A 14,348-nucleotide genomic window follows, 5' to 3' on the forward strand; every position below is an offset into this window, starting at 1 on the left:
AATAATACGATTAAATAATGATTGTTCAAAGCCATTGGACCTCACGGCTAATTAGGCATAATATCCAAATAGTACTCCTTTCACATTGTTGATTAACTGCACAAGCATTTTTGAACAATATCATGCTAAAGATTGTGCTACAGGCTGATGTTCTTAGCATTTTTGCTTATATTACAATGTTAAATGAACTATCTTATGCAATGCTGTATGAATAAATACCGAGTAACTGATTTATCTTTGATGCAAATAAATACCCAAGGAACCGATATATGCTGATTGAACATAACATTACTGACGTTGATGTTGGAATGTATGTAGTTGAAATCACTGAACCTAAAGACATGTTTTCATTAACTAAGCCAGGTGTGATTAAAAGCAAGCGTGTTATCGAAGCATTAAAACAAAAGTCGGTTACTAAGCTGCTCATTGATACCAGTAAAAGTGAAGTTATTGTCGAAAAAGTTGATCTTAAGGTCAATGTGCCTAAGCCTCAAGCGCCTCAAAAAGTCACGCCTGCGCGCACCGATGTGACAGCAAATTTCTTTAATCAAGAAATAGTACGAGCGCGCCAAGTATTCAATGAATCAAAAGACATTCAAAAAAAGCTGTTTCATAATGCGCAGCACGGTCTTCCGTTAGACATGGATCCGGTAGAAAAAATTACCACAGAATCAACAGATTTAATTTTTAATAATCCCAATGCCTTATCATGTGTGATTAATATTCGTAATAAAGATGAATATTTACTTGAGCATTCAGTGTCCGTGTCAGTACTCATGACGATGTTTGCCGTATACAAGAAAATCGACAAAGAGATTGTTAATCAACTGGCCATCGGGGCTTTTTTACATGATGTTGGTAAAATCATGATCCCCGATCGCATTCTCAACAAACCCGATAGACTGACTGAAGAAGAGTTTCATATTATGAAAACTCACGCCAGTTACTCTATTGAGATCATGAAAAATACTCCTGGGATCAGTGCGCTGAGCTTAGAAGTGGCGAGCCTACACCATGAAAAACTCAATGGTTTGGGTTACCCGTTCGGCGTAACGGCTGATAAAATTACCCTTTATGGCCGTATGATTAGCATTTGTGATATTTTCGATGCGCTCACTTCTCATCGTTGCTACAAACAAGGCTATGCTCAGGTAAAAGCCTTTAGTATTTTACGTGCGTTAGCAGACAACAATGAATTAGATAAAGATTTAGTCGACCAATTTATTCGCTGTATGGGAGTTTATCCTGTCGGCTCTGTGGTACAACTTGAATCAAATAGGCTGGCTATCGTTGAAGGTCATAATCCTCAAGATCCAATACGTCCTCTTGTGAAACCCTTTTATCATCTAAAACCGGATCATTTTGCATCTGATAAAAAAATTGATTTGGCAACCGTCACTGATGACTTAATTGTAAAGTGTGTGCGTGCTGATGATTTTAATCTGAACATGGAACAAATTATTGAATACCTGGCGCAAGAAGGCTAATCCCAACAAAGAAATTAACCGAAAAACTTAGCCACTATGTTAAAGATATATATGCATGTCATTGCTTAAAAAATATCATCACGATTAAATCCAGTTTTAGTATCACCATAAATAAAATGACAATACCTTCAGTATTGTCATTTTTTGTTGCAGGCATCAATCTTAGTGGTTGCTGTGATAAGTTATGATATAAACATTGATCATAATCGCTGGCCACTATGCAAAATCTCACCCATGACCATATCAACGCTCTATTACCGCCTCGGCCAGATAACAGCCATAAAATGACTTTTGGCCATGTATTGAATATTGCAGGTTCGATTCATTATCGCGGTGCGGGTTGGCGCGGGTTACGTCACCTTAGCCAGCAGCCCATCGGTATGTGACAGTGTGAGTGCATTAACGCCAAATGTTGTTACCTTACCGCTGCTGACTCAGATGACAGCAAAATATGATAATAACGCCCCAAATACTGACTTATTAGCAACACAAATACAGACCGCTCGTTGGCAGACAATTGATCTACAAGCAATTGATAAAATGGCCGTGTTACAACTTGACGATAAACTTAACCAAGCCAGTGTGATTTCAATAGGCAGTGGATTAAGTATTGGCCAAAGTACTGGCCAACTCAGCGTTAACTTTAGTCGTAGCCGTAATTATCTTGACAACAGCTCTCTGGGTAACAAAAAGCATCACAATAGCGATTCAGATGACTTATCTGTCCCTAATGGTAATAGTGAGTTTTTTTACGCGCTCTTAACTCAGTTACAAGCTAATCCTAATCCGGTCATATTCGATGCTGACGCACTGAATTTTATCAGTCGCTTACTTCACCCAGGTAATATCGCAACCACATCGATAACCCTACCAAAACACAGCATTATCACGCCACACCCCAAAGAGTTATCACGATTATTGAATCTTGATGTTAGCGAAATCCAAGCCAAACGGGTGCACTATACCAATATGGCCGCTAAGCAATTAAACGCAGTCGTTGTACTTAAAGGCAAACATACTGTGATTAGTGATGGCGAGCAGGTATTTATCAACCCAACAGGAAACAGCGCGCTTGCCAAAGCCGGAACCGGCGATGTGTTAACCGGAATGATAGCTGGTTTTTGTGCTCAAGGTGTCAGCCCTATAGATACCGCATGTTTAGGTGTCTATTTACACGGTTTAGCAGGTGATATTGCTGCAGAGGACTTAAGTCAATATGGCATGTTAGCCAGTGACCTACTTAACTATATTCCTCGGGCTATCTTGCAAGTTCTATCGGTTTAACGGTTTAACGGTTTAATCATAAGTATAAAAAACAACCCGGAAGTACAATAGGTGTACGCCGGGTTACTTATATATTAAAGCTTGAGACTATTTAGCCGCATTTCGTGCTTCAGTAAGCCAACCGTTCCATTTTTCTTGGTTGTTAGTAATCCACCCATCTACATGATGTTGAATATCTTGCTTGCTCTTTTCGCCATCGTTCATACGAGTATTCTGCTCATTGATGTCAGCCAATGGCAGTGTAAATACCTCAAAAAACTTCCTTGCTGCAGGATTTTGTTTAGTGAATTTTTTGTTGGCAACAATCTGAATATCAGAAGCCACAAACCCCAGTTTTACCGGATCAGAAACCGCGCCTTCAAGCCCCTGTACCGTCATTCGTTCAACAGCTGAACTTTGAGCTTTAGTCGGATTAATTTCAGGCACGTTTATCCACACTACGTCCTTACCTGGCTTCATTTTAAAAATGGTCCAGTTAGGCGCCCAAGTATAGAAAAATATCGGACCACCATTTTTATAACCCGCCATAGCGGATGCCATCCCAGCTGCATAAGCTGCTTTCACCGGATTAATCGAATCTTTTAGACCGTAAACATCCATATGATGGGTGATGATTTTCTCGCATCCCCAACCAGGAGGACATGCAGTCAAATCCGCTTTACCGTCTCCATTAGTATCGAATGCTTTCTTAACTTCAGGGCGTTTAAAATCTGCAAGAGAGGTAATATTATATTTATCGGCTTCTTTTTTAGAGACTAAATATCCGCCTAATCCACCGGCTTTAATAACATAACCAACCTTTTCGGCTTTCTCGTCGAAATTGCTCGGTAGCTGATCGTTATGCATTGGAAACCAACCATTGGTCCAGTAATCAATATCACCGAGTGTGACGGTTTTGTAAAAAATGGGGTTAACCAGCGTTTTAGGCTTTTCGACATCATACCCAAGCGTTTCAAGACCCCGGCGAACAAGTGCTTCCTGAAAAAAACCTGTGTCCCATGTCGCACGAGCGGGTTTAACGGTTATCCCTTCACCTGGCTTGAGAGTATCTGCAAGCGCTGCTGATCCCGTCACTGTCATTGCAGCTAACGCTGCACCCTGTATTACTTTTTTAAGTATCATTTTACGTCCTTATTTTTTTTGGTTGCCATTGATTGGGTGATCCTATCGAGAATGATTGCTAATAAAACAATCGCTAGACCGCCCACCGTGGCCAAACCAATATCAAGTGTATTTAAGCCCAGAACGACAGGTGCCCCAAGGCCGCCTGCGCCAATCATTGCGGCGATTACCACCATGGAGAGCGACATCATGATGGTCTGATTCAGGCCCGCCATGATGGTCGGTAAAGCAAGTGGTATCTGAACTTTAAGTAAAACCTGCGAGCTTGTTGCCCCAAAGGCGAGCGCAGCCTCGACTAACTCTGGGTGTACCTGCCTAATACCGAGACTGGTTAATCTCACCAAGGGTGGCAGGGCAAAAATGATGGTCGCCAGAACGCCCGCTGTGTTGCCAATAGAAAAAAGCATCACAATGGGGACCAAATAGACAAAGGCTGGCGTCGTTTGCATCGCGTCCAAAATGGGTCGTAGAATGTTGTTAACGCGATCACTGCGTCCAGCCCATATCCCAAATGGCACACCAACAAGGGTGCAGAACACCACGGATGAAAAGACCATGGCGAGGGTTATCATGGTTTCTGACCAGAAACCGAGTAGACCGATGAGCACCAATGATAACAGCGTAAAGGCAGCCAGCTTTAGACCAGACACTCGCCAAGCAATGACACCAAACAGGGCAATAACAAGCAGAGGTGAAGTTGCCAGTAAACCATCTGACACACCAGACAAAATAAAGTCGACGGGCCATTTGATCAGTTGAAAAAACCATCGATAGCCTTCAACTAACCAGTTAACTAAATTGGTGATCCAAACATCTAAAGGAATCACTCTTTCATCAAAACTGAACATGATTTAAAACTCCTGAAGCTAATATTCTAAGATGCTGACTGCTCAAAATAAGTCCCCTTCTCTGCACGGTTTAAGGTACGAAGAAACAGATTTTTAGAAACAACGCCGCGATATCTACTTTCTGAGTTTACAACTGGAATAGGCCAAGAATGGGAGGCGACCAGGGATAAGATATCCTGAAGACTATCTGTTTCTTGAACTGATTTAGCATCTGTTAGAAAAGCATGCTCAAGTTTGCTGGCACCATTTCCTTGGTCAATAGCGTCGCGCAGGGAGTCTGAAGAGACCACACCTAAAAAGCGGTGTTCTGAGTCAAGTACATAGGCAAACTCGCGATCTTTAATACTCAACATTTCTAGGGTGGCGCGTGGGCTACCGGCTTTAGTATGCCAAACAACGGTTGGTTGACTGTCGCGGGCAATGTCCCCAGCCGAGATAACACCAGTTGGATCCACACCTCGGAAAAATGCGCGCACATAATCATCTGCGGGATTTTGCAGAATCTCTTCTGGGGTCCCCACCTGAATCACTCGGCCGCCCTGCATAATGGCAATTCGGTCGCCAATGCGTAATGCTTCGTCTAAATCATGGGAGATAAAAATGATGGTGCGCTCATGGCGATCTTGCAGTTTCAGCAGTTCATCTTGCATCTCTGTCTTGATAAGCGGATCAAGCGCCGAAAATGCCTCATCCATGAGCAAAATATCAGGATCAACCGCTAAGCCTCGCGCTAATCCTACTCGCTGCTGCATACCGCCACTTAACTCATTGGGATAGGCCTTCTCCAAGCCTTCGAGTCCGACTTGTTTTAAAGCATCTAGGGCTCGCTCTTCACGCTGTTTTTTATCCATGCCATCAAGTTCGAGGCCAAATGCGGCGTTCTCTAACACTGTTTGATGGGGCATAAGCGCGAAGGATTGAAACACCATACTGGTTTTACTTCTGCGAAACTTGACCAGTTCGTCCTTATTCATGTCGAGGATATTTTGGCCATCAACCAACACCTCTCCCGATGTGGGTTCAATAAGCCTGTTTAACATTCTTACTAGGGTTGATTTTCCTGAGCCGGATAGCCCCATAACCACAAAAATTTCACCTTTATTGACAACAAAACTGGCACCTTGTACGGCAACCGTTAGTCCTGTTTGTTCGTAAATCTCTTCTTTGCTTTTCCCTTGTTCAAGTAATTTCACCCCCTTGCGAGGCTCAGAACCAAAAACCTTATAAAGGTTTTTTATCTCTATTTTTTCCATACCAATTTCCATGACGCTTTTTTACGCCGTTCGGCTTTTTTGCACTAACGCTACATAAAAAGCACATGAATAGATCCTGCGCTGTTAAATATTTACCACACACTTTCGTGGTATATTTTATACAGTAGTCCCTAAGCGATCGCCCTGTCAATGTTAGCGTTTTTAAAATTAGACATAAATCATTGAATTTAATTGTAAAAATTCCGAGCAGATTGACAACGTTTTAACTTAGGATCATTGCTACTGATTTACTCACCGGTATCACTTTCTTCATGGGCGTTATTTGTCACTATTGTGTTAAGCATTTTGGCTTAGTGTTGACTGGTTAACCGCTAGGCAGATAACGCTGTAAAATTGAATGCAGTCGGTGCTTATTTTTGTTTGCAAGAGCAAGTGTCTTATGCGGTGATGACGAATCGATTTGATCCAATAATTGATATGGCCTCTACTGCGACAATGAGGATGAAAGCTTATTGATCAGTAAGTTAAAACAACGTGATTCATTGTCGTAATTTCGCTTTGATAGCAGCATTAAAAATGGATTAACTTAAATGTCAGCCAATAAAATCAGAATTTTGTCTAAAAAAATCCCCAACACAATACTGCTAGGGATTCACATCGACAGATGAGGTTAGCTAACCTATAAGGGGATAAAAACCTTGATAGATTATATGTAGAAATTTAGTTATCAGTCTCGCTAACATAACCCAATAAAGTCCAAAATATGGCTTAAATAAAGGGCATAAAAACAGATTAATGATTAACTAAATTGAGCTGTATATTTATATTTTGATAATGTTGACCATTACGCTTAATTTGGTCACATTCTTGTTGTGATTGGGGTTTAATAATCAATTTAGCTTGGCCAAGATCAATATCATTTTGGCCATCTACACAGGCTTTATCAACCCAAGCATTAAACTCACGCTTAACATCGGCTTGCTTGTTGATCGTCTTATCAGCGCTTAATAATTGAATATGGTTTAACGATTGCGTGACTACATCTATTTTTGCGTTATCACCCGCGGTTAAGTAATGCATGACTCCTGAATAAGATAGTGGTGTTTGAGTAACATGAGATTGTTCCACTACCCAAACACCATGCTCGCCAACAACAGATACTGTGTGATTGCGAAGATCAACTAACAGAGCGGTATTTTCATCGACTCCAAAGCCTAATTTATTTTCAGACAAGGCACTTAGCATGAATAATCTCACTTGCCGCTCACGCTGTGAGAAATGGGTATCAGTGACTCCAAATGGAAAAAAACCTAATCCTCCCGCGGTGGAATACGTAACCGCAGTAGCCGGAATGTCTGACTGACAATGACTCTCCTCACATCGCTCACTTGGCGCCTCGGCAGCCAACACGCCATAGGTTAATGCGCCATGACTTGTGCCGCCTGTGACCATATATTGAGCTGTCATTACTGCCGTACCTGCACTCGTGCCACCGATCACAATTTGATGTTGTTGTAATCTTTTTTTAATAATATCAAGCGCTTTACTTGGCTTTTTCTGTGGTGTTAACCAAGCTGATAATGTTAAACGTTGATCACCACCATTAAGAAATAATCCGTCAATATTAAGCAGTTGCTGGTAAAGAGAATCAGGAGATACACACATGGATTGTTGTAATGCGGTAGCAACCGGATACAATCGCGCGCGATCGACATTACCTTGAATTTTTTCGCGCAATGCAGGTAACTGATCACATTGTTGTTGTGCTATAGCGGCTTGCAATGCGCTATCTAAAGGCAGCCAGATAACATCCGCACCGGCTTGCTCAAAAACTTGAGTATAGAAATCAATTGATTCAAAAGGATCTCTTGCAGATGCGGTAACTACGGCGATTAATGGCCGCTTAGCTTGCGGCTGCCGTTGTTGTTTTTTAAACAGTGCTTGCTGAGTAAACAAAGAGAATATCTGCGCGCCATATTGGTTCTGGGTCGCACTCAGCATCACATGTTCTTGGCGATTGATACCCGAGGTAATTGCTTGTTCGTCTTCAAGTAAATCCAATAAAGCATAATAAACTTGATCGTTTAAATCCGTTAAAAAATCTTTTTCAACAGCAGAGATGGCATCATAAAATGCTTGATAGCTCAAACTAGAACCCGCATCACCCTGCTGCTGACTGGCATGGAGCAATATAGTTTTTTGAGGTGCTGTTAACCCAGATAAACTCGGATGTTTAAAGGCTCGCTCGAGTGCAGAATGCGTTAATCGATAAACAGAGGTTTGTTTTGCATCAGCAGTAAATTGACTGCCAGGCACACAGTTTTGTCTAGATAAAGAACTGCAAGTGACCAACCCACCGCCAACCATTATTAAATCGAAAGTTTGAACCGGCGGAGTAACATCGGTATTGACAGCAGTACTAGCCAGCGCCATTGAACTGTATAACGACAGCAACAAAGTACTGATTAACAAGCTAAATAATAGACAAGATAAGGCATTGAAATTAGGTTTAATCGAAATTTTCATGGTAGTACTCAAAAAAAGTTTCTGCCATGTATTGACTCAGCACCTATCTTACGGATAGCCTCTTAACAGGTCAACAACAATAGCTCATAGTTTATAACATGATTCTAATTGCAACAATTTTCCAAAGATACCATTACCGCACATGGTATTTGTCTGAATGGTGGGACGAATAAACCACTGAATACAATAGTGTTCGGTGGAGTCTTGTCTTGCTGTCATTACTCCCCTCTCAAAACTTAATTGATGTAGTGCATCTGCATATTCTTACATGCCACGCGTATTGACTCACGCGCAGTTTGTCTGCATCTAAAAAAATACAATAAGAGATATCTCGGGAGCTTATCATGAGAAGTTCAGTATTATTATGCGCTGCATTTGGCGTAGCGTTATCACCTGTTGCAAGTGCTGTTAGCAATGAATTAAATGACACTCAAACAGAGGTCAATAAAGTAGAACGGGTCAGTATTACCGGATCAAGGTTAAAAGGCGTTGATATGGAAGGCGCTAATCCATTACAAAGCTTTACTCACGATGACATCACTAAAAAGGGCTATGGATCGGTAAGCGAATTTCTTCGAGATTTACCACAAGCCTCCAGCGCTGGGACCTTTTCAGAAACCGGTGGCGTTGCCGGTGCAGATGGTGCCCCAGCAGGCTCGTCTGGTGTCAGCTTACGTGGTCTTGGATCCAGTTCTACCCTAGTATTAATTAATGGCCGCCGTGTTGCGGTTGATTCGTTCTCCAATGGTTCTGATTCATTTGTGAATGTTAATGCCATTCCACTGTCTGCCATTGAGCGTATTGATGTGCTAACAGATGGCGCATCATCCATTTACGGATCTGACGCTATAGCTGGGGTGATTAACTTTATCTTACGTAAAGATTTTGTCGGTCATGAATTTAGCGCTCAGTATGGAGACGACACATCAAGCCACGATGCAAGTCGCACCAACATTACCTATGCTGGAGGCTTTGAAACAACCAATAGCAACACCACAGTAGTAGTAGATTATGCGACTCGTAATGCCATATTTAATAGCGACAGAGCGGTTAATGTTACCTATGAATCAAGTACACGAGTGTCGATAGATGGTAATGACTATGCTGAATCATGGTGTGGTGACGATACTCAACAAGATGGTAGTCGATGTAATTATGACTATGTTATCCAACGAGCAATTCAACCAGATTATGAGAATATAGGCACCACGTTAAATCACCTTTATCGATTAGATAATGGGATGACATTGTTTGCCGAAGCAATGTACCAGAAAAATAGCGGATCATCTTACGAAGCCCCCGCTGGCTATACTACTTATATCGATGGTAATTCCACTAATGTTCCACAGTATCTGCGCGATATAGACTTACTTGATGGCACAGTAAGTGATTCTATTACCGTAAGAACCCGCTTCCCTGAACGTCGAATTCAGCAATATGATACTCAAAGTTATCGTGTGTTATCTGGTCTTCGCGGAGAATGGGACGATTGGAGCTGGGAAACGGCGTTGAGTTACGGAAAGTCGATTAACGAGATTAGCAATACTTCTGGTTATATGAATGGCGACTTACTCGATGCAGCAATCGCAAATGGCAGTTTTAATCCGTTTAATCTTGGGCTTGATAATACACAACAACAAATTGCTGCATTAAGGGATCCTGGCGTGCGCAAAGGTGAGTCAGAGGTGTTATCAGTCGACTTTAACTTTTCAGGCGATTTATTCGAATTACCCGCGGGCGTAATAAGCTCTGTTTTTGGTGGCGAATTTAGAAAAGAAGATATCTCAGACACACCGTCACTCAATGCGGTTAATAACAACATTATTGGTCTTGGAGCCAGTGATGCAGCTGCAGACAGAACACAATATGCAGCATACGGTGAATTTAACTTCCCGATTTTCGATTCTCTGGATGTCATCGCGGCTTTGCGTTATGACCATTACAGTGATTTTGGCGGCGATATTAATCCTAAAGTGTCACTGAGATACAATCCTTTTGATGACCTTGTCTTGCGCGCTTCATGGAGTACAGGTTTTCGGGCACCATCTCTATCGCAGTTAGGTGCGGGAACATCTTTGGGTAGCCAATATATTAATTGTGGTGCAGGCGAGCCATATAATGCACTTTGTGGTGTTGCGGGGGCTGATTACGGCGAGTTAGAATTTGATCAAGAAACCATAGGCAATAAAAATCTGCAGGCTGAAAAATCACAGGCGATGAATGTAGGATTGTCTTGGAATACCACAGATGATTTACAATTCACTCTTGATTATTGGCGCTATGAACACGATGACATTGTTGATATTGATGCCAATACTACCTTAGATTCGTGTATTAAAAACCCAGCTAATGTGGTGAACAATATCGGTGACTTAGGTGATAATTTTGGTTGTGTTGTCGATGGTCAAGGCGACATTAGCTTTTTACGCACTGGTTACTTTAACGTTGGTAACCAAAGTACCGATGGCATAGATTATAAAATTAACTATCGTCTTCAAACGAGCAATATGGGTGATTTTTCATTCTATTTCACGGGTACTGAAACTTTCTCATTTGAACGACAAGTGTCTCCGACAACTCCTGTTGAAGATTTACTGGGTAAACTCAGTGGTGCATCTGAAATAGCCAGACCAGAAAGCGTACTTGATTTTGGCGCTGATTGGCAGCTAGATGATTGGAATGCCAGTGTGTCGAGCCACTATATTAGTTCACTTGGTGATGGTGACTTTAAATTTGATAACGAAACCGTGGATGATTGGTTAACCTTTAGTGCCAGCTTGGGATATGATTTCTCGCCACAGCATGCACTGTTGTTTTCGGTTCGTAATCTCACTGATGAACAACCACCCTATGCATCGTCACCGACTAACGGTTACGCCAGTTCAATTCATGATTGGCTCGGCCGTCGTTGGAATGTCCGATATACTTTTAAATTCTAAGTAAATCTGCGTTGGTCGTTGTCCATAAACGACCAACGTTTCTCTCTTTTCGGTGAAAAAGTATAACAATATGAAGCCACAAACTGTTCGAGAAATGCCTGATGCATTTATCATTTTATTTTTTGTTGTGATGTTTGCAGCAATCGCAACTCACTTTATACCAGCAGGTTTTTTTGAAGTTACGATCAATCCACACACAAACAAATCTGAATTAGTTGCCGGGAGTTTTCAATTTGCAAGCCAGTACCAAGGTGTGCCTTTATTTGCTGAACACGGCGAAATTGGATTTCTCAATTTTGCCTTTGAAGGCATGGTTTCTGGAGATAAGTGGGGATCGTCTATTGGCGTAATGATGTTTATCATTATTACCGGGGGAGCCTTTGGCATCATCATGCAAACACAGGCCATAGACAATGGTATTTTAGCGCTCATCGCTAAAACGCAAAAGTTTGAATTAGCCTTTATCCCTATTTTATTTGTGTTGTTTTCTGCTGGTGGCGCTATTTTTGGTATGGGTGAAGAAGCCATAGCATTTTGTATCGTCTTGCTGCCATTAATGCGGGCTATTGGTTACAACGGTATTGTGACCGTGTTAGTCACTTATGTCGCGACACAAATTGGTTTTGCCGCCTCGTGGATGAACCCATTTAGTGTTGCCATAGCACAGGGTATCGCTGATTTACCTTTAATGTCTGGCTTGCAGTTTAGAGTCGTCATGTGGTGTATCTTCACACTTGTTGGTGTGGTGTTTACGATGCGGTATGCCAAACAGGTAAAGCACAATTGTGGGTTATTAGATGATCATCTTGATGGTCATCTAACAATCCATAGCGACACTGACTCCAGTGCTGAAAATACCTTAAAAGCAAATATCACTCTAACCGATATCCTTATCTTAACCACCTTTGCACTCGGTATTGTTTGGGTTATTTGGGGGGTTATCGCCCGTGGATACTATATTCCTGAACTGGCAAGCCAGTTTTTTACTCTTGGTTGCTTAGTTGGCATTATTGCTATTTTTAGCGGCCGACTTAAGGTCAATGCTGTTGCTGATGCATTTAAAAAAGGCGCAATGGAATTATTGCCAGCAGCAATGATTGTAGGGATGGCAAAAGGCATTGTTATTATATTAGGTGGTGATCAAGCCAATACGCCCTCAGTGTTAAACACCCTGCTTTACTATACCGGCTTGTTTTTAGGCGATTTGCCAAAAACAATCTCCGCCGTTTGTATGTACTTATTTCAATCGGTATTTAATTTCTTCATCGCTTCGGGGTCAGGCCAAGCTGCGTTAACCATGCCCATTATGGCACCGTTATCAGATATTTTAGGTTTACCAAGGCAAATTGCAGTATTAGCTTTTCAACTCGGTGACGGTCTCACTAATATTATTATCCCCACATCCGCTGCATTAATTGGTTGTCTAGGTGTTGCAAAAGTAGACTGGTTTGTGTGGGCTAAATTTATATGGCGATTTATGTTGTTACTGGCAGTGATATCAATCTCATTCATCGTGATTGCCGTAAGCATTAATCTCAGTTAAGGAATTTCATGAAATTATTTAAATCTGCTCACGTTTATGCACCCCAATATCTTGGTCAAAAAGATGTGCTGATTGCTGGTGATAAAATTATTGCCGTTGAAGACAACATCAACTTAATCGCCAGCTCATTTGTTGAAGTGATCCAAACTGATGGACTTATTTTAACTCCAGGCTTTGTTGATTCACTTGTGCATATTACCGGTGGTGGTGGTGAAGGCGGTTATACCACTCGCACCCCGGAGATGCATATTAATGAAGCCATAAAAGGTGGCGTAACGACTGTAATTGGAGTACTGGGAACGGATGCACAAACCCGAAGTTTAGAGAACTTACTCGCCAAAGCCTATGCCTTAGAAGAGCAAGGCATATCGGTTTACTGTTATACAGGTTCTTACCATTATCCTATGGTGACAGTCACTCAATCCATGAAACACGATATCATGCTTATTGAAAAGTTTATTGGTGTTGGGGAGGTGGCCATTGCTGATCACAGAAGTTCTCAATTAACCGCTCATGAAATGGCAAGGTTAACATCTGAAGCAAGAGTGGCCGGCATGTTAGCGGGAAAAGCAGGAATTGTAAGTGTGCATTTAGGCGATGAAAACAGTCGCCTAGATTTGCTTTATGATGTTATAGCACAATTTGATATTCCCATCACCCAGTACTATCCAACCCATATTAATCGCAGTCGCGCCTTGTTTGAAGCTGGGATTGAATTTACCACCAAAGGGGGTTATATCGACTTTACTACCAGTACAACAGCGCAAATTATTGAGCAAGGCGAAATACCGGCCGCACAAGCATTAGCCTTAGCGTTAAAACAGGGAGTACCTGTGCACCAAATCACCATGAGCTCCGATGGTAATGCGAGTTTGCCGGTATTTGATCACTTAGGTAAATTAATCGATTTACAAGTGGGTCAAGTCTGCAGTCTTCATCAAGCTATGGTTGACGCAGTAAAACAGTTTGACGTGTCAATTGAAGATGCTTTGACGTCGATAACTCTGTCCCCTGCGAGCATTTTGCAGCTTAAGACTAAAGGCTGTATCGCAGCTGGGTTGGATGCCGATATTAATCTGCTTAATGCACATACATTGGCAATAGAGGCGGTATACAGTAAAGGCGAACGAGTCTATTTTGACGGCGTATCTCAATTGAAAATACCGTTTTAAGCGATTATAAATATCTCTCTCAATAACACAGTGCCTGTTAACCCGGGCACAGTAAGTATAAGAGTCGCGTGATTCATCTTATGTTTTTAGTGATCTCATGTTTTAGTGATCTCATATTTTAGTATTCTCATATTTTAGTATTCTCATATTTTAGAGAACTTATATTTTAGTGATCTTTTTGTCCCATCAAGTTAACTCAACAAGCAGCAACCT

The 14,348-nt window shown here is 41.6% G+C and carries 9 protein-coding genes; 5 read left to right on the forward strand and 4 right to left on the reverse strand.

All coding sequences use genetic code 11. The features are described 5' to 3' along the window. Nucleotides 1-269 precede the first annotated feature (269 nt). A complete protein-coding gene (locus tag GW828_RS00670) occupies nt 270-1,487 on the forward strand; it encodes a cyclic di-GMP phosphodiesterase (protein WP_182697209.1) in 1,218 nt (405 codons plus the stop codon). A 309-nt stretch (nt 1,488-1,796) separates the two neighbouring features. Next, nucleotides 1,797-2,771, forward strand: a complete 975-nt coding sequence (locus GW828_RS00675) for an NAD(P)H-hydrate dehydratase (protein WP_273057240.1) — start codon at nt 1,797-1,799, stop codon at nt 2,769-2,771. An 87-nt stretch (nt 2,772-2,858) separates the two neighbouring features. Here GW828_RS00675 and proX read toward each other — a convergent pair whose 3' ends face one another. The 4 genes from proX to GW828_RS00695 all read right to left on the reverse strand — a co-directional run bounded on the left by proX (nt 2,859) and on the right by GW828_RS00695 (nt 8,481). Continuing rightward, nucleotides 2,859-3,893 carry a glycine betaine/L-proline ABC transporter substrate-binding protein ProX gene (gene proX, locus GW828_RS00680; protein WP_273057238.1) on the reverse strand — a complete coding sequence of 345 codons (1,035 nt, stop codon included), beginning with the start codon at nt 3,891-3,893 and terminating at the stop codon, nt 2,859-2,861. Beyond that, nucleotides 3,890-4,741, reverse strand: coding sequence for an ABC transporter permease (locus GW828_RS00685; RefSeq protein WP_182756552.1), 852 nt, complete (start codon nt 4,739-4,741; stop codon nt 3,890-3,892). The genes proX and GW828_RS00685 overlap by 4 nt, the downstream gene beginning before the upstream one ends. Nucleotides 4,742-4,767: 26 nt before the next feature. Beyond that, nucleotides 4,768-5,994: a glycine betaine/L-proline ABC transporter ATP-binding protein ProV gene (gene proV / locus GW828_RS00690; protein WP_182697205.1), complete on the reverse strand. Its 1,227-nt coding sequence runs from the start codon at nt 5,992-5,994 to the stop codon at nt 4,768-4,770. Between the two features lie 753 nt (nt 5,995-6,747). Further along, nucleotides 6,748-8,481, reverse strand: coding sequence for a cyanophycinase (locus GW828_RS00695; RefSeq protein WP_273057235.1), 1,734 nt, complete (start codon nt 8,479-8,481; stop codon nt 6,748-6,750). Nucleotides 8,482-8,825: 344 nt separating this feature from the next. On the opposite strand from GW828_RS00695, the gene GW828_RS00700 reads away from it, so the two are divergent. The 3 genes from GW828_RS00700 (at nt 8,826) to iadA (ending at nt 14,135) form a co-directional block, all read left to right on the forward strand. Then, the gene (locus tag GW828_RS00700; protein WP_273057234.1) at nt 8,826-11,420 is read left to right on the forward strand and encodes a TonB-dependent receptor; all 2,595 of its coding nucleotides are present in this window, start codon (nt 8,826-8,828) and stop codon (nt 11,418-11,420) included. A 70-nt stretch (nt 11,421-11,490) separates the two neighbouring features. Continuing rightward, nucleotides 11,491-12,963 (forward strand): putative basic amino acid antiporter YfcC, encoded by a 1,473-nt coding sequence (gene yfcC, locus GW828_RS00705; RefSeq protein ID WP_273057232.1) that lies wholly within the window; start codon nt 11,491-11,493, stop codon nt 12,961-12,963. 8 nt (nt 12,964-12,971) lie between these two features. Further along, on the forward strand, nt 12,972-14,135 hold the full coding sequence (iadA, locus tag GW828_RS00710) for a beta-aspartyl-peptidase (RefSeq protein WP_273057230.1): 1,164 nt from the start codon (nt 12,972-12,974) through the stop codon (nt 14,133-14,135). The last annotated feature ends 213 nt before the right edge of the window (nt 14,136-14,348 follow it).

The organism is Shewanella vesiculosa (assembly GCF_009994065.1).
Lineage (GTDB): Bacteria > Pseudomonadota > Gammaproteobacteria > Enterobacterales > Shewanellaceae > Shewanella > Shewanella vesiculosa.

Coding starts and splice junctions, on each gene's coding strand:
- GW828_RS00700 (WP_273057234.1), top strand. CDS start 8,826: ATGAGAAGTTCAGTATTATTATGCGCTGCATTTGGCGTAGCGTTATCA.
- GW828_RS00670 (WP_182697209.1), top strand. CDS start 270: ATGCTGATTGAACATAACATTACTGACGTTGATGTTGGAATGTATGTA.
- proV (WP_182697205.1), bottom strand. CDS start 5,994: ATGGAAAAAATAGAGATAAAAAACCTTTATAAGGTTTTTGGTTCTGAG.
- iadA (WP_273057230.1), top strand. CDS start 12,972: ATGAAATTATTTAAATCTGCTCACGTTTATGCACCCCAATATCTTGGT.
- GW828_RS00695 (WP_273057235.1), bottom strand. CDS start 8,481: ATGAAAATTTCGATTAAACCTAATTTCAATGCCTTATCTTGTCTATTA.
- proX (WP_273057238.1), bottom strand. CDS start 3,893: ATGATACTTAAAAAAGTAATACAGGGTGCAGCGTTAGCTGCAATGACA.
- GW828_RS00685 (WP_182756552.1), bottom strand. CDS start 4,741: ATGTTCAGTTTTGATGAAAGAGTGATTCCTTTAGATGTTTGGATCACC.
- yfcC (WP_273057232.1), top strand. CDS start 11,491: ATGAAGCCACAAACTGTTCGAGAAATGCCTGATGCATTTATCATTTTA.